Raw genomic sequence first — 26,459 nt, 5'->3', positions numbered from 1 at the left:
GGAAAAAAGACCCCGGATGAAAAGAACCGGGACAGGAAATTCTAGCGGAGAAAACGGATTGGATGATGGCAACAAGCATCAGTTAAGCAAACAACATGTGAGAGTCCCGTTTGAAAGAAAAAAGCCGCCTGCTTCGGAAAATCCACAGGACGGCTTGATTAAATTTTGCTGATATGGTCAGGCCCTGCGGCGGCGCACCATCAATGCCGCCAGCCCCAGAAGTCCGAGGGACGCCGTGGCCGGTTCGGGAACCAGCTCCCCATTGATCTGAATGCCGGACAACCCTGCAAAACAGCCCTTGTCATAGGCCTCATGCTTGGAAGCGTCAATCGTGATCGTCAACGACTCTCCCGCCTTCAGAATAAAACCGTTGAAAAAATCATATCCTCCCGTTTTGGTCATGTTCCAGTTTCCTGAACTGGATCCACCCGTGGCAGCATTGAAAACAAGCGTTTGCGAACCACTCCCTTCTATGGAAAGGGTCAGGTTGACAGGCTTGTTGCCTGTGGCCGTACCGCCGATCCATCCTTCCTGGCCTGCTACGCCATTACCCGTGTTCTGGGCAGCTCCACTGCCGGTCACCCCTATCATGGTCAGGTCAATGGAAGAAATCTGCATGTCCTGGGAAGCGGTGTTGGTGAACGTAAAGGACATGCTCCAAGAGCCGCCGCTTGCTACATTGGAATTGGGAGTCACCACCGAGGCCGGAATGGAACTCTGTCCCAGTAGATCTCCTTGACCGCCGGCCGGGCTTCCGCCTTTGTTGAAGTTGGAAATGGAGGTGGAACTGGTCAGCCCGTATTCGGACTGGGTATTAACCGTTACCGTATCAAGACTGCCGCCCGTACGGTTGAATGTCGTCGTGCACAAGACTGCAGCCTGAGCTGATGCCGCAGCCAGGGCAAACGATGAGAGCAGGAACAAAGTTTTCTTCATGATACTGCAAAGTAAGTTAAGGTGCCAAATAGTCAGCCTCATCTTCTTAGCGGATTAGAAATTCGAAGTCAACATGTTTTTTTCAGACAAAACGATTTATAACGATTGGCTCCGAGAGAATAGTCAGGTCATCCAAATTTTATTTTATCATTTAATCACTATACATATTGTTTATTATTAAAATATTATATAAGTTTTCAAACAAGAATACATCTTGGACGAATTTCTAATCCGCCCAGATTATCCGGAAACTGGTCTTGCGTTTCTTTTCAGTTTCCGGGTAAAAAATCCGGAATCTACAGATCAATAACGTCTTGCCAGAATGCAGTGGAAAAGCTACGTTTCACACGCGGACGGCCTCTTGTTATTTCTGCCCGGGAAGCCGCCTTTTCAACATGAACGGTTACTGCTACTTCATTCTGGGAATACTGGTCCTGGCGACCGGATATTTCACGTACGGACGCGTGCTGGAGCGGATTTTCCAGCCGGACGCGGAACGCCGGACGCCGGCCGTGGCATACACGGACGGCGTGGATTACGTGGTCATGCCGCGCTGGCGCATCTTCCTGATTCAATTGCTGAACATCGCAGGGCTGGGCCCCATTTTCGGAGCCGTGATGGGGGTGCTGTACGGCCCTGCCGCCCTGCTCTGGATCGTGTTCGGCTGCATCTTCGGCGGCATGGTGCACGACTATTTCTCCGGCATGATCTCCCTGAGGCACAAAGGGGAGAACCTTCCGGAAATCCTGGGCCGCTATCTGGGAAGCCAGGCCCAGTGGATCAGCCGCGCGGCCTGCATTGTGTTCAGCGTGCTGGTGGGGGTGGTGTTCGCGGTAGGGCCTGCCGCCATTCTGGCCCCGATGACGGGGTGGAGCGTCTCCACATGGGTCTGGATCATCTTCGGCTACTATTTTCTGGCTACCATTCTGCCCATCCAGGCCATCATGGGGCGGGTGTACCCCCTCTTTTCCGTAGCGCTGATTATCATGGTGGCCGGCATCCTGGGCGTGATGCTGCTGATGCCCTTTGCGGAATCCCTGCCGTACTGGATGCACATCCCCCGCATGGAGGTGCTGCCGGACATGGACCTTTTCCACAACCGCCATCCGGCGTACTTCCCGCTGTTCCCGGTCATGTTCATCACGATTGCCTGCGGAGCCGTGAGCGGCTTCCACGCCACCCAGTCCCCCCTGATGGCCCGCTGCCTGAAAACGGAAAAGGAAGGCCTGCCCGTCTTCGGCGGGGCCATGATTACGGAAGGCATCATCGCCTTCATCTGGGCCGCAGCCGCCCTGACCTTCTACGGTTCTCCGGAAGCGCTGGGCATAGCCACCGCCAACGGGAAAGCCCCTGCCCTGGCCATCCAGATGATTTCGGAATCCTGGATGGGACATGTGGGGTCCATTCTGGTGATGATCGGCGTCGTGATCCTGCCCATCAGCACGGGAGACGGAGCCCTGCGGGTAACGCGCCTGATGATTGCCGACTGCTTCAAGCTGAACCAGGAACAGTTGAGCCGCCGCCTGATGATCGCCATCCCCCTGTTTGCTGTGGCCATCGCCGTGAGCAGCATGGATTACAACATTATCTGGCAGTACTTCGGCTGGGCCAACCAGCTCCTGGCGGCGTCCACGCTGTGGGCCGTTTCCATCTATCTGCGCAGCAAAACCCGCTGTTGCTGGATAGCCGCCGTTCCCGCCGCGTTCCTGAGCCTGGTTGTCCTCCAATACCTGTTTTCCAGCCCGGAAATGTGCGGGTTCGGTTATGAGGCGTCGCTTATCGCCAGCGTCGTGGCGGTGGCCGTTATCGGTGTTCTCTGCCTGTTCCGCAGCTCCGGGCTGAGGGAATCGGAAGAAATTGCATAAAATACCGGAAGCCAAAACGGGAGGTCCCATGAGCTGAAGGTACGGAGCCTCCCTTCTGCGTTCCTCCACGGCATCTCCCCCGGGAGCGGCATCCCTTCCACCTACAGCCCCCGGATACTGATGCCCCCCCTGGGATGCGGCCCCCAGGGCTCTTCCGGCTTGCCAGCGACACGGGGAAAAGTTAAGCTCCGCGGACAGGCGCCCTTTGCCGGGCCGCCCTGCCTGGTCCGGAATCCCGTACTGAATCCAGAAAAACGGAGGAACCAAGCATATGATTTCATGAAACATGACTCCCACACCCCCGGACCGGTTGACAAGGTGCCTTGGGGCGCCTTCTGGCGGCTCGTGCTGATCCAGGCGCAGAACTCCTTCAACGAAAAGGGGGCCCAGTTCCTGCTGATTCCCCTGGGCGTATGGCTGTACGGTACGCGGGGGGACCTGGAATATCCGCTGGGGGCCATCATCGTTCTTCCCTTCATCCTGTTTTCCCCCTTTGTCGGGTGGCTGTCCGACCGCTTCTGCAAGGCGCGCATCATTCAATTCATGGCCCTTCTCCAAATATGCGTGCTGGGGGGAATGTACTGGAGCCTGCGCTCCCACAACCTGAACGGAGCCATTCTGTGGTTCTGCGTCTTTGCCTTGCAGGCCACCATTTTCAGTCCGTCAAAAAAGGGAATCGTGAAGGATATTGTGGGAACGTCCCGCATGGGATTTGCCAGCGGCATTGTGGAAATGGCCTCCATCCTCAGCCTGCTGATCGGGCAGATAGGCGTCTTCGTCTGGTTCCGCTACCTGCTGGAACCTTCCACGGACACCGTCTGGCATCATTTGCTGGGGGAGGGCTTCTTCCAGTGGTTTGACGCATGGCTGAAACCCTCCGGCCTCAGCGACGGCTGGTACGCCGCCTCCTTCCCGTGCCTGGTATTCCTTCTGCTGGCCATTCCCGTGGCGATTTCCAGCTTCTATCTTCCGCGGTACGCTCCGGAAGGGTTCAGGCCTTTTTCCTGGTCTCTGTTTTACGAGCACTTCCACCAGCTTTCCAAAATGTGGAAAAACAGGAACTTGCGCGTCAGCGAAATGGGCATAGGCTACTTCTGGTTTTTTGGGGGCACCGTGATGCTGATGACCATCCAGATGGCCAAGGAAATCTCCGGCGGCGGCGACGATTTCAGCTCCGTCGGGGCCGTGCTGATGGCCTGGATGAGCGGCGGTACCGTACTGGGGGGCATCCTCGCCTCCCTGATGTGCAGGCACCACATCCGCATGAAAGTCTCCGTGGCGGGGGGTGCGCTGATGGCGTTGAGCTGCCTGGCCCTTTCCACGGTTTCCATGACTTCATCCGTCTTCTACGCCCTGCTGATGGCGGCCGGCATCTCCGCCGCCCTGTTCCTGGTGCCGCTGAACGCCTTCTTTCAGGACCGGGCGGACAACGACAAGCGCGGCGACATGATTGCCGCCGGAAACCTGGTGGACTGTGTTCTGGGTCTTGCGGCCGTGGGATTCCAGTACGCCATGATGCTGGTCATCCCCCCATCCTGGCAGTTCGTCGTGATGGGCGTCCTGAGCCTGTGCATGACCTGGCTGATCTTCCGTTTTTCCCGTGCAGCCGGGGGAGTGGTATGAAAAATCATTTAAAAACAGCATATTGAGATTAAAAATGCCTTTGACGCCTCTGATCCCGCGCCTTCAATTCCCATTGGCGTGCGGCACTCTCCCGCCAGGGCACGCGATTTACTTGCAAACCGGCCTCTCTTAGGGCAACATGGGGGAACAACAAGAAGCCATGAAAAAGTATTTTACCCTTCTGCTGTGTTCCTTGTGCGCCCTGGCGGCCTTTACGGCCTGCGCCGACTCCACCGCCGGACTCAAGGACGTGAAAGTGGTCATGTCCACCACCAAGGGGGACATTGAACTGGCCCTCTATCCCTCCAAGGCGCCCGTCACTGTCGCCAACTTCCTGAACCTCATCAACAGGGGCTATTATAAGGGAGTAACCTTCCACCGCGTGATTCCGGACTTCATGATCCAGGGAGGCGATCCCCAGGGCACGGGCATGGGCGGTCCCGGCTATGAGTTTGAAGACGAATTCTCCCCCGACCTCAAACACGACGGTCCCGGTATCCTTTCCATGGCAAACCGCGGTCCCCGGACCAACGGCTCCCAGTTCTTCATCACCCACGTGGCTACGCCCCATCTTGACGGACGCCATACCGTCTTCGGGAAAGTGCTGAAAGGGCAAGCCGTCGTCAACGCCATTGCCCGCGGAGACAAAATCAAGGACATCCGCATTCTGGACAAGGCCGAGGCAGACGCCGTTCTGAAAGCGGAAGCCGCCCGGGTGGCCGAGTGGAACAAGACGCTGGACGCACAGAAGTAATTCATGCCGACCGTCCCGTATTGCCCCTCCCATGGCTCCCAACATCTTCACCCGGCTGATCGACTACATTTCCACTCCCAGGGAAGTGGAGGCAACGCCGGAAAACCTGGCCAAATGGGAGAAAAGGGCGCCCGGCTGGGTAATGCACTGCAACAAGTGCAGTCTGGAAGAACCCTTCGGGAAATACGGCATCCTTTACAAATCATCCGGCAGGAAGAGGAACTTCGGCCGTTGCCCCCGGTGCCGCAAATGGTCCTGGCTTGTCATTGACAAAAGAAAGGAACTGTAACATCTCTTCCCCATCATTCATCAAACATACTTATCCATTCCACCAAACAATTATTTATTTTTATGAAAACACTCATTAAAAACGCACGCATCATTTCCCCCGGCATCGACCTGCCCGGGGCAGCCGTGGAAATCGAAGGAACGGTCATCACCGCCGTTTATCCCGCCGGGAGCGAACTTCCCGCGGTGGACAAGGTGGTGGACGCGGAAGGCAAGATGCTCCTTCCCGGATTCATCGACATCCACAGCCACGGCGCCGGCGGCTGCGATACCTGCGACGCCAAGCTGGAAAGCCTGCGCACCATCGCGGAATGCAAAATGAAGGAAGGCGTCACCTCTTGGCTGCCGACCACCCTCACCCTGTCTCCCAAGGTACTGGAAAACGTATGCGCCACCGTGGCGGAATACATGAAAAACCAGGAATTCGCGAAGACCCCCGGCGTTCATTTGGAAGGGCCGTTCATCAATCCCAAGTGCTGCGGTGCGCAAAACCCCGCCTTTGTTCGCCAGCCGGACTATGATGAAGTAGCCAATCTCAATTCCATCGCCAAGGTGCTGCTGGTCTCCCTGGCTCCGGAAATGCCCGGCGCCGTGGACTTCATTTCGAAAGCATCCGCCGCAGGCATCCGCTGCTCCGCCGGCCACAGCGCGGCTACCCACGAGGATTTCAACAAGGCAAAAGCCGCCGGCCTGGTTCACCTGACCCACTACTGCAACCAGATGTCTCCCCTGCACCACCGTGAAATCGGACTCGTAGGTTCCGGACTGCTGGACAGGGAAATCAAGATCGAAATCATTTGCGATACCATCCACCTCTGCGCGGACATGCTTAAAACCGTATTCAAGAACAAGGAAACGGACCAGATGATGATGATTACGGACTCCCTGGCCTGTTCCTGGATGCCGGACGGCCCCGGCGACCTCGGCGGCCTGCCCATCATCGTGAAGGACGGCGTGGCCCGCCTGCAGGAATCCGGCGCCCTGGCCGGCAGCACTCTCAAATACGCCCACGGCCTGAAAAACGTACACCGCCTGACCGGCAAGCCCCTCAGCGAGCTGGTCAAGGCCACCTCCTGGAACCAGGCCCAATCCCTGGGACTGGAAGGCCTCGGCAAGATCGCGCCCGGCTTCACGGCGGACATGGTCCTGCTGGACGATGATTTCAACACCTCCAGGGTGTTCATCGACGGCGTAGAAAAATACAGCGCCTGAATGCGCACACTTGTGTGATGGAGCGGCAAAGCCGCTCCATCACACAGCACTTTCCCATATTCCAACATTCAATATTCACTCTCCATGGCCATTACCATTGAAATGCCCCGCCTTTCCGATTCCATGCACGAAGGAATCGTGCTGAGATGGATTAAAAAAATAGGAGACTTTGTGGAAGTGGGAGACCACCTGGCCGACATCGAAACGGAAAAGGCCCACGTGGAACTTCAGGCATGCGAGGACGGAACCCTGACGGAAATCCTGGTGCCGGAAGGCGCCACAGCCGCCGTGGGCACTCCCATTGCCCTGCTTCAATCGGAATTCGGTGCGGCCTCCTGTGACTGTCCCCCTTCCTCCCCCGCGGTAAAATTCAGTCCTCTGGCCGCCAAACTGGCGGCGGAAGCCGGGATGGACCCCGCCGGCCTGCACGGCACCGGTCCGCACGGCAGAATCATGGCGGCGGACGTACGCGCCGCAGTCCGCAGGACCGAAGGCCCAGCCCGGAAGGTACAGACCCCCCTGGCGCCGAAGGATACGCGCCATGCCACGCGCGTGGACAACTTTTATCTTTATACCCTGGGGGCCAACATGTCCTACCTGGCCGCCATCAGCACGCCCATTGCCGTCCAGTGTGAAAAGCTCATCGGGGGGCGCTACAGCCTGTTCGACTACGTCGTGCGCGCCGCCGTAAAGGCATGCCTCAGCGAACCGGAATGGCTGGCGGGAGACGCTTCCGCGGAACTGCTCATGGTGCTGGACAAGGGAGAAAAATACGTTCTCATTGAAAACGCCGGCGCCAAGACCATCTACAACATTGCCATGGAACGGTTCGCCGCACCCAAATCCGGTGCTCCCGCTCCGGGGACCGTGGCGCCCAACATCCTGCTCTGCGACAGCGGCGTGAATGTGGAAGCCCAGCGCTCCGTCATACGCGACATGCCCCACAGCATCATCAGCATCGGAGGCACGACGCCGAAGACAGGCATTGAAGCGGGGCGTCCCGTTTCCAAGCTCATCCTGCCCGTCACCCTGTACGTGAACGCCAACATCCTGCCGGAATGCAAGGCGTCCAAAATCGCAGCCGAATTCAAGACCCTGCTGGAAAACCCGGTCTTGCTGCTCCTGTAGCGGCCGCCCGTTTCCTTGAACGTTCCATCCCGCCACTCTGTCTCATCAAGCATGAAAAAAGTCGCCATTCTTGCCGCGCCCGGATTTGAAGAAATCGAACTCATTGCCCCGCTGGACATCCTGCGCCGGTTGAACATGGAAGTCATGCTTGCCGGTGTGCAATCAGACAAGGTGGTCAGCGCCCACGACGTAACCGTCACCACGGACACCATGCTGGATAAGCTCCATGCCGACAAGCTGGATGCTCTGGTCCTGCCCGGCGGGGCGGGCTCCTGGATTCTTCGGGATACGCCGGAAGTCATTCATCTGGTAAAAAAAATGCATGAAGCGGGCAAGTTGGTGGCCGCCATCTGCGCCGCTCCCATCGTTCTGGCAAAAGCCGGACTGGTCAAGGACAGGGAAATTACCGCCTACCCCGCCCAAGACGTGTACCGGGAACTCAACGAGGCGGGAGCCCGCATCGTCAAGGATGAAAACGTCGTTCTTGACGGCAACATGCTCACGGCCAACGGCCCCGGAGCTGCTATGCTCTTCGGCTACTCCATCGGGGAATACCTGGGAGAAGACCTCCAGGTAGCCCAGCTCAAGGAGCAAATGTGCTACACCGGGGTGTAATTCCCGGTAGCAGGAACAGCGGGTGCACGGCAGAAAACCAAAAGGCCATGTTCTCTTGCGGAAGAGTATTCCTCAGGATAAACTGGACATCAGGGACTTGAGGCGGTAGTACCGTCCGCGCCTGCCGCTGCATGCCGACATGAGCCTGTTGTAAATTTCAGCAACCGGATTGGCTTTCACAGGCTCTGTGCGCAAAAGGCGGCAAAAAGCGCGGTCCCACTTGTTTAATCCCACAGGGTCCGCGCCTGTTTCCATGCCGTGCAGCCATTTCCGGCAGCGCTGCACCAAAGCTTGGCTTTCCTGCTTATCCAGCTTTTGGAAAATTTCCTCTCCGGAAGTGACGTGGGACAACAAATAACGCTTCATGATATGGGCCAGCCATCCCCGGCTCACAGCGGTATCCAGCCAGCCGATCTGCTCCCAGCAGGCGGTTACGTATTCCAGCCGGGCCATATCCAATGAATAGGGGCATCCCTGTTCCTCCCACGCATGGGAAACGGTGCCTTGCCTCTTCCTGCGGTACCAGTACAACCGGTCAGGTACCACAACGAGGCACCCGGCATACGGCAGCACCATCAGCCAGAATACGTCATCTTCCCCCCTTCTGAAGGAAGGTTCAAAACGAACTCCGCACTTATTCAGGAATTCCTTTTTATACAACTTATTGCACGTAACGACGTCCATCTTCATCCAGACGGAATCCGCATGGAAAAAACTTGACCGCGCCTCCTTCTCCACACCGAAACCGGGGGACCTGCTCAACTCTTCCAGCACGGAGCCGTTTTCATCGGAAAAACTTGTATATCCGCAAGCCACAACATCAGCATCATGCGTGCAAATTTCCTCCATCAGACGGCCATACATGGAATGTTCCACATAATCATCCGGGTCGGCAAACGCGATGTATTCGCCAGAAGCCATATCCATGCCAACATTGCGGGCAGAGGCCTGCCCGCCGTTTTCCCGGTCAACTACCCGGATGCGGCGGTCTCTTGCCGCCCACGAGTGAAGCACGGCCGATGTCCCATCCGTGGAGCCGTCATTGATACAGATGATTTCCAGGGACTCCCAGGTTTGGCGGACCAGGCTTTCCAGGCACTGGTCCAGATACGGAGCTACATTGTAGCAAGGCAGAATAACGGAAACCGTACCACTTATGGTAGACTCAACTCTCATCATTCAGGTCCTCATGCTCTTCACCGGCAGCAATTTCCAGGGCCGCAGTTTTTTCCCTCCCTTCCGGGAGAGACAGTCTCCAGCATACTTCGTAATAACGGCCGCGGCGCCCACGGCAACGGGAAAGGAACTTCCACAATGCGCGTGACAGCCAGCCGGCTCCTTCCGGCGGAGCGGCAAGCAAACGGCAAAAGGCAAAATCCCATTTTCCCAGGGACCGGAAAGCATCCATATTTCCCACCATCGCAAACCACTTCCGGCATCTGGCGCGGAGCAAGGCCCACTCCGCCTCACTCAACTGCGGCAAAGGATAATCCTGGGCCAGAAAATGGCCCAGCAAATAAACCCGCAATGCCTGGGAAACCCAGCCCTGAGCCAGCCCGGAATCCAGCCAGCCGACCTTCTTCCAATACTCCGTCGCATGCATCAACCGTTCCACAGCAATCATGAAAGGGGCTCCCCGCTCGTCCCACGAGGAGGAAATGGAACCTTCCCGCTGCCTGCGGTACCAGTACAGGCGGTCCGGAATCACAGCTACGCGAGTTGCATGCGGCAGCAGCATCAGGCAAAAAACATCATCCTCCGCGGCCCGGAATGAGGTTTCAAACCGGAGATGGTGCCTGTTTAAAAAGTCTTTCCTGTACAACTTGTTCCAGACGACGACATCCGTCCGCATCCAGAGGGCGTTCAGATGGAATGAACTGGATTTCACGTTTTCCTCCACTCCGGCGGCCGGAGACCGGCTCCATTTTTCCAGCAATTCCCCATCATGGTCGGAAAAACCGGTATAGCCGCACGCCGTGATGTCCGTATCATGCCTGCGGGCCTCTTCCAGCAGGCGTGCATACATGGAATGCTCTACATAGTCGTCCGGATCTGCAAAGCCGATATATTCCCCTTCGGCCACATCCATGCCGGTGTTGCGGGCCGCGCCCTGTCCCCCGTTTTCACGGTCAATGACCCGCACGCGGCTGTCCCGCCCCGCCCATGCACTTAAAAGGGCCGGGGTATCATCCGTAGAACCGTCGTTCACGCAGATAATTTCAATATCCGGCATGGTCTGGTTCACTAAACTGTCAAGGCAGGCATCCAGATACGGAGCTACATTATAACAGGGAACGATAATGGATACGGCAACAGTCATGAATGTAAAAAGATAATTGTTTCATTTATGGGCAGTTAAAAACATCCTCAGGGTATAATAGCGGCCCCGGCGACCGCGGCGGTGGGAAAGAAGTTTCCATCGGATACGGGCCATCCAGCCGGGATGTTCCGCGGGACAGCCCAGCAAATGGCAGAAGGAAGTTTCCCATTTATCCAGCTTTCCGAGCCTTTCCACATTCCCCACCAAAGAAAACCACTCCTGGCACTTGCCGTGCAGCCATTCCCATTCCTCCCCACTTAAATGTGGAAGCGGCTTGTGCGCAGGCACCAGGCGTTTCAAAAGATAATACCACAAGGCATGCAACACCCATCCTCTCTCCAACCCGGAATCCAGCCAGCCGACTTTCTTCCAATAAACCGTTGCATGGACCAGGCGCTCCACATCCAGCGTGCAAGGGCAGCCACATTCTTCCCACGCACGTGAAATGGCGCCCTCCCTCTGCTTGCGGTACCAGTAAAGCCGGTCCGGTATCACAGCCAAACGGTTTGCATGTGCAAGCAGCATCAGATAAAATACATCATCCTCCCCCTTTCTGAAAGAAGGCTCAAAACGAAGGCCGTATTTGTCCAGAAATTCTTTTTTGTACAGTTTGTTCCAAGCTAAAACGCCCATCCTCTTCCAAACGGAATCCTCATGAAACACACTTGACTGCAATTTTTCTTCCACTCCGGCAACCGGAGTCCAGCACCATTCCTCCAGTACCATTCCATCGCCATCGGAAAAACCAGTATAACCACATCCGGTGATCTCCGCATCATGCCTGCGGGCTTCTTCCAGCAGACGGGCATACATGGAATGTTCCACGTAGTCGTCCGGGTCCACAAAGCCGATGTATTCCCCGGACGCCAACTCCATGCCGGTATTACGGGCCACGGAAAGGCCACCGTTTTCCCGGTCAATTACCCGCACGCGGCTGTCCCGTTCCTCCCAGGCGTGCAGCAAGACCGGGGTACCGTCCGTGGACCCGTCGTTCACACAAATAATTTCAATATCCCGGAGAGTCTGACGCACCAGGCTGTCCATGCAGGCATCCACATAAGGAGCTACATTATAACAAGGGACAATGATGGATACGCTTACCGCCATGCAATGCAATCCTCATGTAACGGATTAGAAATTCGGAAGGTTGTTTTCGATTTTTCCCAAGGTTGATTACCAGTTGTTAATAAAACAATTATGTTAAATTCTGGAAAGAAGCTCCTAGGAAAATCTTTTTTCAGGAATGTGCCTCTGGCAGTGTGTATGCCCTTTTCAGCCCGGCTGTTTGGTTTGACTTCGGATTTCTAATCCGTATGATTAATTCCGTATCATGAGCGTTTTTGCCGCAGAAGTTGTCCTATGCTGTGAATAACGGAAAAAGCAGTTGCAGACGTGTTTTTACGCTTCCTCCCCAGCGCACCGGGATTCATCCTCATCATGAAACTGAAACTTCCTTCTTCCACCATTCCCTGCATAAGGATTCTTCACAGGCAACGGAACCTCTCCTCATTCCGCCCATTTTTCGCTTCCTGTTGAAATCCAGCCCATGCCGACTTCATCTTCTCCTTGCCAGAAAAAGGGGCATCCCGTTCCCGTCATGTTTGCCGTCACTTCCTCCTGGCTTGTTCCTTTGGCGGTGACCCTTTATTCTCTCTGCCTTCATTCCAATCCCCGCCGCCTTTATGAAATCCAGATCGTTCATGACGGCTTGAGAGCTTCAGAAATGAAGGAACTGCACAAGGCCATCTCCGGCCATCCCCATATATCAATTCATTTTGCCACGCTCCCGGAAAAACTGTTCCAATCCCTCCAGAACAGGGATTGCGGCCGATTTTCCTCCCTGTCCTACGTCCGCCTTCTGGCTGCCGGCCTGTTTCCCCAGTATGACCGGCTCCTGTATCTGGATGCAGACATCCTGCTGAACGGAGACGTGGCTGAACTTTACGATACCGAACTTCAGGGGAAGCCAATAGCCGCCGTCCGGGATTGCGCCGCCCTGCAGAGCATCTGCACGGGAAGGCTCGCGCCCCATCTGGAATGCCTGGCTGGCACGGGCGTAACTTTCCCGCTGCTGTACTGCAATACAGGAGTAATGGTCATGGATCTCCGTCAAATGCGGCAAAAAGACATGGAAAATACTCTTTTCCGGATACTCCGCTCCCGCCCGGATTCTTTTCCGTACGGGGATCAGGACATTTTGAACATCGCCTTTCACGGCAGCATAATGCCCCTGCCCGTAGAGTGGAATTACCACTTCCAATTCGAACTGCACCACAAAGGAATGCAGGCTCTCATCACCGGAACCGAATTCGAGAAAGTGCAGGCTCTGTTCAACAACCGTTCATGGAAGCTGTTCCATCTGGTCGGCGACTACAAGCCCTGGCTTCCGCCGGACATGGGAAAGACTTACCACCGCCTCTACCTCTCCCTCTGGTGGCCGGCCGCCCGCCGGACTCCCGCATTCCACGCCGAACTGCGTTCCCTCTACCGGGAATTCACATGCCCCATCCGTTCCCGGATGCACCGCCACCAATGGAGGCTGCTCATCTCCTCCCCCAAAGTCTTCCGGAAACGCCGGATAAAGATCAAAGGTCTTCAAAGACTGCTGGCTGTCTTTGACGGCAGCTGGCAATAATACTATATTTTCAAAAATTTCCATTTTTTACCCTTATGCAATCTACATCAATCCATTCCCCGCACGGACAGGCTGCCGTTGCTGTCATGTTTGCCGTTACTGCACCATGGACCGTCTGCCTGGCCGTCACCCTTCACTCCCTGTGCGCCCATGCCAATCCGGACCGGAGCTATGAAATCTGGATCGTCCACGACGGCCTGACCGGAGAAAACATACAGGAATTGCGTAAAGCCGTTGCCGCATACCCTCATGTGCTCCTGCACTTCAGCACGATGCCGGACAAACTGGCGGCTGTGCTGGACCACCGGGACGTCAAACGCTTCTCTTCCCTGGCATATGCACGTCTGCTGGCCGCCAGCCTTTTGCCCTCTCACAACCGAATAGTGTATCTGGATGCGGATACGGTCATCTATGCGGATGTAGCGGAACTTTATGATGCCGACCTCGGCGGAAATCCTCTGGGTGCCGTTCGGGACGTATCTGTACTGAGCAGCCTGATTGCAGGCTATCCGCGCCTCCAGCTCAGAAAACTGGAACCGCTCGGCCTGAGCAATCCCCGCCATTACTTCAACTCGGGCGTTTTGGTTCTGGATCTGGCCCTGATACGGGCGGAAAATGCGGAACCGCGCCTCCTTCAGGTGATTGAAGAATACAACGAACAACTGGAGCATCCGGACCAGGACGCCCTGAACATCGTGTTTCACGACCGGATATCCCCTCTCCCCGTTGAATGGAATTATCACTTCCAGTTTGAACTGAAAAAAGACGGCCTGGAAGCCGCAGCGGAGGGAACGGAATTCTCCGGCATTTCCACGATTTACGCCAACCGCTCATGGAAGCTCTTTCATATGATCGGCTCCAAAAAACCCTGGCTTCAGCCTGAAAAGACGGAAGAATACCTTATGTCCACGAATGTCTGGTGGGAAGCGGCCATGGAAACCCCTTCCCACCAGCCCTACGTAAAGAATTTGCTGGATGAATTCACACGCTGGACGCGCAAGCAGCTCCGCTACAACCAATGGCACCTTCCCTTCTCCTTCGGAAAGAATTTCCGCAAACGCCAGAAAAGAATCCGCTTGTTGAAACGCCTGCTGCACGCTTTTGAAAACGGCAGGGCATGATCGGGCATGTATGGGATGTACGGAACACGCTCCATCATTTTTCTTCACTGGGGAAGCTTGATGATTTCTCCTGCCTTCGGCTCCCGTTCCTTTAATTCTGGATTCAACCGGATGATCTCCTTCTTCCGTTCCTTATCTCCCAACTGATCCGCTGCAATGGAAGAGCGCGTTTCCCCGGCTTTCACCTGGTAATCGCGTGTCATGCCCTCCTGCTGATTCCGGCCATACGTCACATCTCCCACGTGAACCACCTGCTTTCTTCCGTCCAGACGGAACACGGACGTTTTGCGGGTTTCCTCCGGGCGGCCGTAGTCCGTATATACCTCCGCATAGAGGGTAACGGGCGCCAGCATTTTTTGCGAATGGGTTCCGTAATAGTCCGTCTGGATTCTGTAGGGACCGGGAATTGCCTTGCGCACGAGGTATTCTTCCGGACCGTAGCCCTGCGTCACGTCACGGGAAAGATGACCGCCGGACTTGGTCAATTTATTACTGTAATAGCATTTTTCCCCGGTGGCGTCCGTCACCCACAAGTCCATGTCCGATGCGTCCGTATCCCAATTAATAACCACGCGCAAATCCGCTTCAACAGGCCTGATGAAGGCGGGGTCAATTCTTCTGGTATCCAAATCCAGCCCTTGGGCCTTGCTGCGGGAAAGCAGGCGGTTCATTTCCACCAGTACGATTTGCTCTATACCGGTAAAACGTTCCGGCATCGGGCGGTCCAGCACCTCCTTGTACATATCGAACGCCGCCTGGGCTTCTCCTAGTTCGTCCAGCACCAGAGCCAGGTCCCGGTAAGACTGCGGTTCTTCCGGAAACAGGTTTTTTACAATCTCAAAAATGTATTTTGCCTGTTCCAGTTCCCCCATGTAGCGCAGCTTGTAGCCCAAAACCCGGAGCAGGGAACGGTTTTCCAGCTCCAGTTCTGCCAAATTGGAGAGAATTTGAATGGCAAGCGCCTTCTCCCCCTTTCCGGCAAACCAGTCCGCGCAGTCCATATAAAATCCGGGACTTTCTCCATACTGTTCCTTAAGCCTCATATACACTGCAACAGGCCGGTCGGCTGCCTCCAGGGCAGCCAGATACGGAGCCTTGGAATTCCATGCCTTCACATTGACCACGGGGGAACTGCCGGAACGGCTCTTTCTCAAAGCCCCTGCATTTTCGCTTAAGCTGCCAAACCCTCCGGCCGCACCGGAAATCGTCGGCAATGTTATTTTATCCGTATTTCCCGTAGCACTACCGGAGAAAAAAATTTCCTCTTCCAACCCCAACTCGGCGCCCTCTTCCAACATAGGCGGTAAAAGGTCTCCTTCTTCGACAACCGTGCTGGCGGGTGCTCTTTCTGGAACTCCATTGGCGCTATCAACCGCGAAATCGGCTCCAAAAGGATCCGAATTCTCATCGTTACCGGAAAACTGCATCACAGGAGAAGAAACAGGAACAGGAACAAACATGAAGGGATCGTCAGACGCGCCATCCACAGCTTCCTGCATGGCGGTCCTGGCTTTGTCAAAGGCGGCCCTGCAGGAGAAAACCATTCTGCGGCTAATACTTTCCAGCTCACGGCGGGCTGCTGCGTTATCAGGATCTTTTTTCAGCACATTGCCAAACAGAAGCACCGCTTTTTCATAATCGCCGACATCGCGGAATCCGGACGCCAGGGACAACATGCCCTGAACGCTTTCCGGCATCCCTACGGCATATTCCTTTTCCAGTTTTCTTTTCAAGGTCTGGCGTTCTTCTTTCGCCTTCGCGGCCTTTTTCACACCTTCCAGAGTATTCCTGAACTCTTTCAGGCGTTTCATGGCATATCTGTTTCCGGCATCCTGCTTCAATATTTTCTCATATGCATCAATAGCTTCCTCCATTTTTCCCTGCTTCCACAAAACTTCCGCCGGAACATATTTCAAGCTGTCGTACCACTTCTGCAGCCGCTCCCAGGAGGCAAGATAAGTTTTCAATCTGTCAAGCCGGGAGCTTTCTTCTTTCAAGACTTCCCTCTTTTCTCCTTCCATCATCATTCTGTCATATTCAGCACGCAATTCCGGAGAAGAGGCAGAAGGCCGGACTCCGTATTCCAGGTACTGGTCCAGGGAATCCAGCACCAGCAGGGATGTGCCGGGAGTTACCATGCCGTATTCCATTCCCAGTTCCCTGACTGCCTCATCCCTGCCTCCGGAAGCTGGCTGGCGCATCAATTCGTTCAATTTGGCCTGGGCATACAAGGACCGCAACATGGTGCCTGGAAGGGCCCGATCCGTATCTACGCTTACCGGGATGTTCCTGTCCGGAACACCACCGCCGGAAACTTTTATTCCTCCCGTAAACACGCCTTTCCCTTCCAGTTCCGCCACCAGCAGAACGGAGCCCGCCGGAAGCCCGGGAGATTCATACCGGAGAAAAGCACCCCAGGGCATGTCTCCCTTGTCGTCAAAACCGGCATGTACCTCTCCGGAACGGACCTTTTCCATGGCCTGCTCCACCGTCTGGGTACTCAGGTCAAGAATCCGAAAACCCATGCTCTTGAACAGGTTGACATCCTTGCGGGGAACGGCCACCACGGCATACGCCTCTTCTGGAAGAGGTGTGGTCCGCCCGGGAGCAGCGCTGAAATTGACCAATCCGTCACTCACAACCATGCAAGCCCCCTTGCGGTCCGCATAGAGGGCCGCGGCCACACCCAAATCCCCGGTAGCCCCGTCATAATCCAGGGCCTTCAATTCCCTGGACAAATCTTCCAGCCTGTCAGGAGCCACCGTGAAGGTTTTGGACGGCAAAACCCTGTCCCTCACTACGGTCAAACACAGTTCCACGCCTTTCCCAACGTTGCCGTAAGAAAGATAACTCTTTAAAAAATCAAGGACTTTCGTTACATCGATATCCTTCATGGAACCGGAGGCATCCCAAACCAGATGGATGAAACCGGGACATGCCCGGGCTTCCGTATTCACAGCCGCCTGGGACGGAGGGAGAAAAACGGCCGCATAAGACTTGCCGTCTGAAGACTCTACAAATACGGAAGCCTCTTCCGCTTTTTTTCCTTCCGCACGCGGCAGGGCTATGAACAAATCTTCCGTTAGGGACAGGCCTTTCCATTCCTTTTCCGCCAGAAACGCGCTGCTCCAGCCCTTGAATTCCACATTGTCCAGCGGGGAGGAAACGACGACCGGCTTCCGGCTGTTGAGTACTTCCATCCTCAACTTGAGGGAGTCCAGCTTTTCCTTGAAATTCATCGGAATCTGGAAGGAGGGAACGCCTTCGGCATTCTCTGGAAGAACACAGGAATAACGTAGCCGGATGGTGCGCGTGCCCCCCGCGGGAATGGGATAAACGCGCGTCTTGAACATGTTACCGCCGGACCATTCCACCAATCCGGGATCAATCTGCCTGCGCACTTCATTTTCAAAGATGACACGGGCCTTTTTCTTGGGTACGGGGACGCCGTCCACCATGCGGCCGTTGATGTCCAGGGCATATCCCTGCACCGTGGCGCCGGCAGGCAGGGGATAGGCCAGTTCGCCTTCCATCACGCGGCTGTTGGGATTGCGGAATACCAGAGTCACTTCCGTTTCCGCCAGGTTTTCCATCACACGGGATTTGATTTCCGCCTGAACGACGGAAACGGGACTTTCCCCCTGGCGGCATTCCGTCTTCATGAAAGGGGGAGGTAGGGAAGGCAGGCGGGAAGCCGCCGTCTGGGCGGCAGCCACACAAACGGCAACAACAGGCAGGCAGAAAAAATACAGCAGTTTCATGTCCAGGGTAGTCAGGGTGAGGAGATGAAAGAAGAACCGACCTTCTTACAGTCCAATCCCGTTAACACATAAAGCCCCACATGACAAGTTGTTTGTTACAAATGCATCCCGGATTCCGCTGCAGGCTGTCCGTAATCCAACTTCATGGAGAAGGAGGAAGGCCATCCCGTTCAGAAATGAAAACGGACGGCGGTGAACCAGGTCCAGCCGTTGAAACATTTGGCTCCGCCGCGCGCGCCGCTGGTAGCGGTGTATTCGCCGCCCACCATGAATTTCAGCATGTCCGGGTCTTTCGGGAACACATAATAATTCAACCCAAAGTAAAACGAGTTCATCGTACTCACCCATTTGGGGTAGGTTGTCACGGCGGGAACGTAACGGGCGAACATTTTGACCGCATCCCTTCCATGGGAAAGCTGATACCGGAAGATGCCCTCCAGATGGGGGGAAAACCTGTAGGAAGGCAGAAGGACAAGCCCGTAAACATTCTCTCCGTAGGCATCCCCTACCACGCGGAATCCGGACATCAGCTCCGTCACCATGGAAAACTTCCCCTGGGACATTACCCAGTCCATCGTCACCACATCCCTGGCCCCCAGCCCCGAATAGTAGGAGTCTTCCGGCAGGGCGCGTCCCGCGTAATGGGTGAAATTATGCGCATAAGTCAGCCAGACACGGCTTTTCTCCCCCGGCAGAAAGCCACGGGCATCCATATGGACGGAGGCTTTCGCAAAGGCGCTGTCCTCCGTATTGAACTGGATTTCATGAGCCAGGCTGGTACTGGTGTCATTCAGGAAAACAGCCGCTTCCCACCCCACGGGAACATCCTGCCGCGGATTTTCCAGCACGACGCCCCAGTTGGAAATGCTGCCGAGCTGGTTGACAAGGTCCGAACGTTCCAGAGTCTTGATTTCGCTGGCCGTCTCCCGGAACTCGGTCATCATCTTCGTCGTGATTTTTCCGGTGCGCACGAAAAATGAAGGGTTGACCTTGTACTTGAGATAAAGTTCAAAGATGCTCCAGTCCGTCTTTGTCCGGCTCCACCGGCCATTTTCCAGTTTGTACATGCCGTCCGTCTCCCCCATGTTGGTCAGACTGTGCAGAGTCAGGCGGTTTTTCAGGAAAACGGCTTCAAAGCCGATCTGAAGGCGCCGCCACTCATCCTCATGGCCGCCGGAGCCCTTCCGGAATTTGTTGGCTCCGGACGGAACCACCCACGCCGCCTGATACTGCCCGGTCAGCAGAAGCTTGAACTGGTTCAGAAATTCCGAATCCTTGTTCTTGTAAAGATAGGGCATCTCCTTCAACCGAGCATAAAGCCCGTCCTCCGCCGGATGCTCGGGAGCCTTCACGGCAGCACCCGGCCCCGCAGGGCCGGAAGCTTTCCAGGCGGAGCCGTCGGCCTTTGCGGAAACAGGCCCCAGAACCAGGCCCGCAAGAAGAAAACAGAAGATGCGGGTACACATGTCTTCCTAAGAAGACACATCCGCGCCCTTTTCCTGTTGAACGCATGCCGGAGGATGCCAGACCTCCCGGCCTGAGAAATCCGGACAAAATTCTCCATTTCCGCCCTGCCATCAGGAAGGAGAAAATCACCCGGCAGGCACGGTCTTACGGAGGCGGAGACGGACATTCTCCAACGGGGCGGCATCAAGGCCGGATATATCCAACATACTCATTATCAAAAAAAGAAAAAAATCATGCCGGCTCCCGTGTACCTGCAAACAGACGGAAACAAGGCAAGCACGCTTCCCCGCTCCCAGCTCTTGCGAAACGCGTAGAATCATCCGCTACTCATGCGGCTTGTGCGGCTCCAGCATCTGCTGGCGCTCCCGCTCCTTATCCTTGGCAAGCCGACGCGCCTCCTTGGTCAGGTACTGCTGCAGGCGGAAGGCCTTCTGGCCCTTTTTGCGCACAACGTGCTCGGAAGAGCCGTCCGGCAGAATGTTGCACGCCTGCACGTTATCCCTAAAGCACGCATCCAGAATGGACTTGAGCCGCCGCGCCAGCCTGCCGTTGATCACCGGGACCATGAGTTCCACCCTCTTATCCAGATTGCGGGTCATCCAATCCGCGCTGGCGATGAAGAGCTGATGATTGCCACCGTGGTGGAAGAAGAAAATGCGGGCATGTTCCAGATAACGGTCCACAATGCTGACGACGCGAATGACTTTCCCGTTGGGACGCGGCCCCGTTTTCAGGCAGCAGATGCCGCGCACGTTCAGTTCAATGTCCACTCCGGCATCGGCGGCCCTATACAGGGCGTCAATGATTTCCACATCCTGAAGGCTGTTCATCTTGGCGGAAATGCGTGCGGGCTCACCCTGCCGGGCACGCTCCGCCTCCCCCTCAATCAGCTCAATGAGACGGGCCTTCATCAGCGCCGGAGAGGGGTACAGCTTGCGGAACCGCATGAGCTTGGTGCGGCCCGTCACGGAATTGAAGAACTGGGAGGCGTCCGCCCCGAGCTGGTCATCGCAGGTGAGGTAGGAAATATCCGTGTAAATCTTGGCCGTGACTTCATTGTAATTTCCCGTGCCGAAATGGCAATAGCGGCGCAGCATGCCCTGTTCTCTGCGTACGACCAGGCAGATTTTTGCATGGGTTTTCAGCCCCTTGACGCCATAAACCACCTGCACGCCGGAGCGCTGGAGTTCCTCTGCCTTTTCCAGATTGCGCGCTTCGTCGAACCTGGCCTTCAATTCCACCAGCGCCGTCACCTGCTTGCCGCTCTCCGCCGCCTTTTTCAGTGCGGCCACGATCCGGGAATTCCTGGCGGTACGGTACAGCACCTGCTTGATGGCGATGACGTCCGGATCTTCCGCCGCTTCCTCCACCAGACGCAGAACCGGCTCAAAACTTTCATAAGGATGGTTGAGCAGAATGTCCCCATTGGCGATGTTCTCAAAAATGCTGACGGCGGGATCCACCGCGGGCGACGGCTGCGGAGACCATTGCTCCACCTTGAGCTGGTCATTGCCGGGGGCAAAGGCCATTTCCATGAAGTCGGAAAGCATCAAAGGCCCCTTGAGATCGTAGGTCTCCGCCTTGCCTGCGCCGACGATCAGCATGATCCGGTCATGAAGGGGAACGGGAGCGGAAGATTCTATTTCCAGCCGCACGCATTCGGAGAATTTGCGGGCTACAAGCACTTCCTCCATTTCATCCGCCAGGTCCAGCGCATCTTCCTCCTGCACGGCGATATCTCCATTGCGCGTGACGCGGAACACGGCGGCGGAAAGAACGGTTTCTCCCGGGAAAACGGAACCTATGCATTCCCGCACCAAGTCTTCCAGCATCACGTAGCGCTCCGTCTCCGCAGAGGGCACGGGAACGCGGCGCGGCAGGCCGTCCGGGAGGGCTACCACGCTCACGCGTACGTCCCCGGTCTCATTGTCGCGCAATTCCACCCCCATCAGGAGCTTGAGGGACGGAAGGGCCGGCGCTTCCGGCGCATCCATGTCCAGCGGCGTCAGGAGGGGGAAAATCTGGTTGTTGAAATATTGTTCCAGCGTCAGTTTCTGGGAGGTGCTGAGGTCTTCCAGAGCCAGGGGATTAATGCCGTTGACTTCCATCCACGGCAGGATTTCCTCATGGAAAAGCCGGTACTGGTCCTCAATCATGCGCCCCACACGAGTACGGATGGCTTTCAACTGGCGGGTCGGAGTCATTCCGGAAATGTCCTTCACGCGGGAACCGGAATGCCTGAGCATTTGGAGGCCGCCCACGCGCACCATGAAAAATTCGTCCAGGTTGGAGGCGGTAATGGCCAGAAACTTGAGCCGTTCCAGAAGAGGAAGGTCCGTCCGCACGGCCTGGTCCAGCACGCGCTGGTTGAATTCCAGCCAGGAAAGTTCTCTGTTGATGTATTCGTTAGACATGGGAAAAAGAAAATGAGAATTACTGCAGCAGGGTCACCTCTGCGGAACCAGCACGACGTCATAGCCGAAAATGTCCGCAAACAAGTCGCCCTTCAGCCGCAGGGCCAGGTCTTCCACGGCGGTTTCCCGCACGCCTTGAAGTTCCAGCTCCAGCATCCGGCCGCGAATATGGGCCCTGACGCCGTTTACGCGCTGGGCGTGCCCGCGTTCCAGGGCATCCGCCACGCGCAGGATGGCGGCCATTTTCGCCACGCGCATGCGGTCCGTGAGTTCCAGCTCCCCGTACATGGGATCGGAATTGGAAGGGACTTCATGCCGGTGGTAACGGGCCAGCAGGGCCACGGTTTCCACGTCGTCGCGCGAAAGACCGAAGATTTCACTGTTCAGAATGATGTATTGGGAATGAAGCTGGTGGTTCTGCTGGCTGATGAAAGACCCCACTTCATGGAGGATGGAGGCCACCTCCAGCAACAGCCGGTCATGCTCCGAAAGGCGGTGCAGGTCCTGAAGCTGGTCGAACATTTCCATGCACAGGTGCGCCACATGTTCCCGGTGCCCCTTGTCTGCCTTGTACCTGTCCGCCAGAATGCCGGCAAAATGCAGCACTTCCGCCTCCAGATCCTCCGGATGCCGTTCCGCGCGAATAAGACTGCCGAGAAATTCCTCGTCATAGCCGCTGTCGGGAATAATGACGTCATTCAAGTCCAGGCTGCGGGCGATCATCTCCGTCATCAGCACGGCGGGCAGCAGGGAATCCACCCCGGCAAAGTCGGCGCCGTAAACGTTCATGCGCTGCTCCATGGTGGTGCGGGACATTTTTTCGGCTTCCGCCACCAGCGCGGGGCAGGAAACCTTGCCCTCCGCAGACGGATTCAGGCGCTCCCGCAACTGCTGCATTTCCTGCCCGATGACAACCAGGCCGGCCAGTCCCTTGACGCCGCCGTAATCCAGGCAGATCTGGTCCACCTGCCCGCGCATGTGCTCCCGGAGCAGGGAAAGTTCTGTGACGTCGTCCCCGTATTCGATCTCTCCGACGGCCTCGCCCGTGCGGTGCGTTCCCAGACGGTAACAGGAATAGCGCATGATGCGCCCCTTCTGGAACAGAAGCACGCGGGTATTTCCCGGTCCAGTATGGACCACCAGCACCTTCTTCTTGCTGAATCCGGGATACCGTGCCAATGTTTCCTGCACCTTCACATAAATGAGGCGCGTCATCTTGCCGTCGTCAATGCGGCGGCCGCGCAAGCCGTGGGCCACATGCATCCGGTTCACGAATACGTCCACATTGTCCGCTTCCGAGATGATGTTGGAGATCATCAGCCGGACGGAAAGCCGGGCGCCGGTTCCATATTCCTTGAGAATTTCCAGGTAATCCCCGATGATCTGCACGCAGCGGTCCATCGTATGGCGGGAAATGCGGTGAAGGCGGAAAATATCCCGCGCCATGGGAACGGGCTGCTGGAGGAAATCCAGCATGCGCATCCTGTCCTGGACCACCTCCGCCACCATCAGGCTCATGGAACTGGGCCCCAGGTAGATGACCGCCTGCGTTGATATTTCAGAATCCTGAACCTGATCGCCTTGCATCATTGCCTTACCATGTATTGTTTCCCCTGCCGTACGACAAGAACGGCAGCGTGACAACAATGTCACGCCGGCCCTTCCAGCAAATGGAAGAATAAGGGATTTGCCATTTGACGGCAAGAGATAAGCGCGGCTCCTTTTTCCGGCGGGGCCCCGTCTCTTCCGGGGGCCTACTTCCCATAGGCGGCCAGCACAGGCACCAGGCGCGGGACAAGCCGCCTCATGCAGAAGAACAGCCCCGCCAGTACGCTGAAAATGACAGGCACCAGGCAAAGCCAGAAAACGTCCCAAGAGGTTCCCTTCAACGTGATCCAGCCGCTTTCCCGCAGCAGGATGATGACAATGTAATGCGTCCCGAAGATGAAGAAGCAGGCCGGAGCAAGCCCCGCGACCCAACGGGCGGCGCGCGGGAACCACTCCGTGAACAAAATGGCGAGGGACATCAAACCCAGCATGCCCAGCGCAATGAGCATGGAATTATGCTGGTCCCTGTGGCCTACCAGCCACCAGGTAAGCACCAGCGTACAGAGAAGGAAAGATACGGCGTATCGGCGCACGGCGGCCGTCAAATCCGGCAGGGGATAGCGGGAAATGAACATTCCCAGCAGAAAAAAGCCGAGACTGTTGGCAATGGGATAGTCATGGTCCGCCAGGTCCAGCGCAAAATAATTCAGGGAAAGCATGAGCAGCCCCACCCAGAGCAGATAGCTTCCCAGCCGGTGCAGGAGAGGAGCCACGGCGGTATAAATGATGATGTCCCGGAGGAACCACATGGGGGCGTCCACAGGATGCCCCGCAATGCCCATGCAGCGCGCAAACGCCGCCAGAGCAGACCAGAAGCCGCTCCCCGGCTCCCCGCGCAGCCACGCGTACAGGGGAACGTAGGATTCATAATATTCATGCAGGGGAGACCAGCCGATCAGGACAGCCGCCGCCATTCCCCAGATCAGATAGGGACGCAGCAGAAACCAGCTGCGCTTCCACAGGAAAAGACGTCCGTCCAGGGAACCGAACGAACCGCGCCCGACAAAATATCCGGCAACCAGCAGAAAGAAAGGGGTGCGCGCCGCCAGAAACTCCGCCCAGACCCAGCGGTAGAGTTCCGCCGAATAAAAAGCCATGTGATTGGCAATGATCAGGATGCAGGCAACGACCCGCGCCACGTCCACCCAGACCATGCGGTGAGTGGCCGTTTTTTCAAAAATCACGGAATCGGGAATGGGGGCGGCGGGCGTCATGATTCCCTTTCCGTCAGGATTTTAGAGGGGAGCAATCCCGAGCTGTTCGGGAAGCGCAATCCGGGGACGCTCCGTCACAATGAGGGGTGCGCCGTCCGTCACGATGACGGTATGTTCAAAGTGGGCGGAGGGCTTGCCGTCCGCCGTGATCACCGTCCAGCCGTCATCCAGGATTTTGACGGAAGGCCTGCCGGCGTTTACCATGGGTTCAATCGCCAGAGCCATGCCCTTTTTCAGGCGCGGCAGTTTGTAATGGGGGCGGTAATTCGGAATCTGGGGCTCCTCGTGCAAATGGCGGCCTATGCCGTGGCCGACAAAATCCCTCACCACCGTAAAGCCGCGGGGGCGCACAAAGGCTTCCACCGCGCCGCACACGTCCGCCAGCAGAGCTCCGGGCCTCACCAGTTCGATGGCGCGGAACAGGGATTCCTCCGTGGCGGCCAGAAGGCGGAGCGTTTCAGGAGCCACCATGCCCACGGGCACGGTCATGGCGTTGTCTCCATACCAGCCGTCCACAATAGCTCCCACGTCCAGGCTCACAATATCGCCGTTTTCAATACGGCGGGGGCCGCCGCTGCCGTGTACGACTTCCTCATTCACGGAAATGCAAAGCTGTCCGGGAAAACCGCGGTACTGGTAAAAGGCGTTGCCTACCTTGTGCTTCTTGAAAATCTCACGCGCAATGTCGTCTATTTCCCGCGTCGTACGGCCCGCATGGACCTCCGCCCCGATCTCCATCAAGATTTCCGCCGTGACGGCCCCGGCTTTCTGCATCTTGGCGATTTCGCCGGGAGACTTGATGTGGATTCGTTCTGCCATGAGATTCGGTTTTCTATTGTCGGTATTCCTCCAGCTTGCGGGCCAGATCGCGGGAAACCTCGGAAGGCTCCCGTTCCTCGGTCACGGTCATCTTGACCACCATGCCGCGCGCTTCGTAATATTTGGCCACCGGGAGGGTCATGGCCTCAAAGTCTTTCCAGCGGCGCGCGAAAGATTCCAAGTTGTCATCCTTGCGGGAGACCATCTTTCCGCCGCACCTGGTGCACACTTCATCGGGGGTCTGTACCACGTAGCCGCAGGTGGAGCATTCCCGGCGGCGCAGGATGCGCTGTTCGATAAGCTCCCTGGCTACGTCCATCCAGACGACCACATCTACGGCGGTTCCGCGCTGGGTCAGAAAATGGTCCAGGGCCTCCGCCTGGGCGACGGTACGGGGATAGCCGTCCAGCAGCCAGGCATCGTTGTCCACCTCGGAAAGCCAGCCGCGCACCATGTCGTTGACGATCTCGTCCGGCACCAGCATGGCCTTGTCCATATAGCTGAGCGCCTTGCGGCCCAGCTCCGTGCAGGATTCAATCTCCCGCCGCAGCATGGAACCCGTGCTCAGGGAATTCAGATTGAAAGTATCGGTCAGGAACCGTCCCTGGGTTCCTTTGCCGGATGCGGGAGCCCCAACCAGAATAAAATGCTTGAGATCCTTCATGTCTGTCACTTTCAG

At 56.5% G+C, this 26,459-nt stretch carries 20 protein-coding genes; 9 read left to right on the top strand and 11 right to left on the bottom strand.

Annotated elements, in window-relative coordinates:
- Window positions 1–177 precede the first annotated feature (177 nt).
- Complete coding sequence (locus OQH67_RS05725) at window positions 178–936, bottom strand: PEP-CTERM sorting domain-containing protein (RefSeq protein ID WP_265145692.1); 759 nt, start codon at window positions 934–936, stop codon at window positions 178–180.
- A 395-nt stretch (window positions 937–1,331) separates the two neighbouring features.
- Between OQH67_RS05725 and OQH67_RS05720 the strand changes: the two genes are divergently transcribed.
- From OQH67_RS05720 to OQH67_RS05690, 7 genes are all read left to right on the top strand, one after another.
- Window positions 1,332–2,801, top strand: a complete 1,470-nt coding sequence (locus tag OQH67_RS05720; protein ID WP_215435629.1) for a carbon starvation CstA family protein — start codon at window positions 1,332–1,334, stop codon at window positions 2,799–2,801.
- A gap of 279 nt (window positions 2,802–3,080) precedes the next feature.
- Window positions 3,081–4,424 carry an MFS transporter gene (locus OQH67_RS05715; protein WP_215435630.1) on the top strand — a complete coding sequence of 448 codons (1,344 nt, stop codon included), beginning with the start codon at window positions 3,081–3,083 and terminating at the stop codon, window positions 4,422–4,424.
- A 160-nt stretch (window positions 4,425–4,584) separates the two neighbouring features.
- Window positions 4,585–5,178, top strand: coding sequence for a peptidylprolyl isomerase (locus OQH67_RS05710; RefSeq protein WP_215435631.1), 594 nt, complete (start codon window positions 4,585–4,587; stop codon window positions 5,176–5,178).
- A gap of 31 nt (window positions 5,179–5,209) precedes the next feature.
- Window positions 5,210–5,467 carry a hypothetical protein gene (locus OQH67_RS05705; RefSeq protein ID WP_215435632.1) on the top strand — a complete coding sequence of 86 codons (258 nt, stop codon included), beginning with the start codon at window positions 5,210–5,212 and terminating at the stop codon, window positions 5,465–5,467.
- A gap of 62 nt (window positions 5,468–5,529) precedes the next feature.
- Window positions 5,530–6,678 (top strand): N-acetylglucosamine-6-phosphate deacetylase, encoded by a 1,149-nt coding sequence (nagA, locus tag OQH67_RS05700; RefSeq protein WP_215435633.1) that lies wholly within the window; start codon window positions 5,530–5,532, stop codon window positions 6,676–6,678.
- 84 nt (window positions 6,679–6,762) lie between these two features.
- Window positions 6,763–7,806 (top strand): biotin/lipoyl-containing protein, encoded by a 1,044-nt coding sequence (locus OQH67_RS05695; protein ID WP_215435634.1) that lies wholly within the window; start codon window positions 6,763–6,765, stop codon window positions 7,804–7,806.
- Window positions 7,807–7,857: 51 nt separating this feature from the next.
- Complete coding sequence (locus OQH67_RS05690; RefSeq protein ID WP_215435635.1) at window positions 7,858–8,421, top strand: DJ-1 family glyoxalase III; 564 nt, start codon at window positions 7,858–7,860, stop codon at window positions 8,419–8,421.
- A 72-nt stretch (window positions 8,422–8,493) separates the two neighbouring features.
- Here the strand turns inward: OQH67_RS05690 and OQH67_RS05685 are convergent, their stop codons facing one another.
- The 3 genes from OQH67_RS05685 to OQH67_RS05675 are packed head-to-tail and all read right to left on the bottom strand — an operon-like array spanning window position 8,494 to window position 11,848.
- On the bottom strand, window positions 8,494–9,600 hold the full coding sequence (locus tag OQH67_RS05685; protein ID WP_215435636.1) for a glycosyltransferase family 2 protein: 1,107 nt from the start codon (window positions 9,598–9,600) through the stop codon (window positions 8,494–8,496).
- Window positions 9,587–10,741 (bottom strand): glycosyltransferase family 2 protein, encoded by a 1,155-nt coding sequence (locus OQH67_RS05680; protein WP_215435637.1) that lies wholly within the window; start codon window positions 10,739–10,741, stop codon window positions 9,587–9,589. Before OQH67_RS05680 ends, OQH67_RS05685 begins: the two co-directional genes overlap by 14 nt.
- A 21-nt stretch (window positions 10,742–10,762) precedes the next feature.
- Window positions 10,763–11,848 (bottom strand): glycosyltransferase, encoded by a 1,086-nt coding sequence (locus tag OQH67_RS05675; RefSeq protein ID WP_215435638.1) that lies wholly within the window; start codon window positions 11,846–11,848, stop codon window positions 10,763–10,765.
- 439 nt (window positions 11,849–12,287) lie between these two features.
- Here OQH67_RS05675 and OQH67_RS05670 point away from each other — a divergent pair, with 439 nt between their 5' ends.
- Together OQH67_RS05670 and OQH67_RS05665 are read left to right on the top strand one after the other, a co-directional pair.
- Entirely contained in the window at window positions 12,288–13,376 is a 1,089-nt protein-coding gene (locus OQH67_RS05670) for a glycosyltransferase family 8 protein (protein ID WP_215435639.1), read from the top strand.
- Between the two features lie 35 nt (window positions 13,377–13,411).
- Window positions 13,412–14,497 carry a glycosyltransferase family 8 protein gene (locus OQH67_RS05665; RefSeq protein ID WP_215435640.1) on the top strand — a complete coding sequence of 362 codons (1,086 nt, stop codon included), beginning with the start codon at window positions 13,412–13,414 and terminating at the stop codon, window positions 14,495–14,497.
- 44 nt (window positions 14,498–14,541) lie between these two features.
- On the opposite strand, the gene OQH67_RS05660 is transcribed toward OQH67_RS05665, so the two are convergent.
- From OQH67_RS05660 to OQH67_RS05630, 7 genes are all read right to left on the bottom strand, one after another.
- Window positions 14,542–18,258: a DUF2135 domain-containing protein gene (locus OQH67_RS05660; RefSeq protein WP_215435641.1), complete on the bottom strand. Its 3,717-nt coding sequence runs from the start codon at window positions 18,256–18,258 to the stop codon at window positions 14,542–14,544.
- 170 nt (window positions 18,259–18,428) lie between these two features.
- Entirely contained in the window at window positions 18,429–19,724 is a 1,296-nt protein-coding gene (locus OQH67_RS05655; RefSeq protein WP_215435642.1) for a hypothetical protein, read from the bottom strand.
- A 324-nt stretch (window positions 19,725–20,048) separates the two neighbouring features.
- Complete coding sequence (ppk1, locus tag OQH67_RS05650; RefSeq protein WP_215435643.1) at window positions 20,049–22,139, bottom strand: polyphosphate kinase 1; 2,091 nt, start codon at window positions 22,137–22,139, stop codon at window positions 20,049–20,051.
- Between the two features lie 33 nt (window positions 22,140–22,172).
- Entirely contained in the window at window positions 22,173–23,729 is a 1,557-nt protein-coding gene (locus OQH67_RS05645) for a Ppx/GppA phosphatase family protein (RefSeq protein ID WP_067572241.1), read from the bottom strand.
- 164 nt (window positions 23,730–23,893) lie between these two features.
- Entirely contained in the window at window positions 23,894–24,961 is a 1,068-nt protein-coding gene (locus OQH67_RS05640) for an acyltransferase family protein (RefSeq protein WP_215435644.1), read from the bottom strand.
- A gap of 21 nt (window positions 24,962–24,982) precedes the next feature.
- Complete coding sequence (map, locus tag OQH67_RS05635; RefSeq protein WP_067572238.1) at window positions 24,983–25,780, bottom strand: type I methionyl aminopeptidase; 798 nt, start codon at window positions 25,778–25,780, stop codon at window positions 24,983–24,985.
- 13 nt (window positions 25,781–25,793) lie between these two features.
- Window positions 25,794–26,444, bottom strand: coding sequence for an adenylate kinase family protein (locus OQH67_RS05630; RefSeq protein ID WP_067572374.1), 651 nt, complete (start codon window positions 26,442–26,444; stop codon window positions 25,794–25,796).
- Between the last annotated feature and the right edge of the window lie 15 nt (window positions 26,445–26,459).

Source organism: Akkermansia biwaensis (genome assembly GCF_026072915.1).
Lineage (GTDB): Bacteria > Verrucomicrobiota > Verrucomicrobiia > Verrucomicrobiales > Akkermansiaceae > Akkermansia > Akkermansia biwaensis.
The sequence above is the reverse complement of the archived record's forward strand: the minus strand, read 5'-3'. Positions and strand labels throughout refer to the sequence as shown.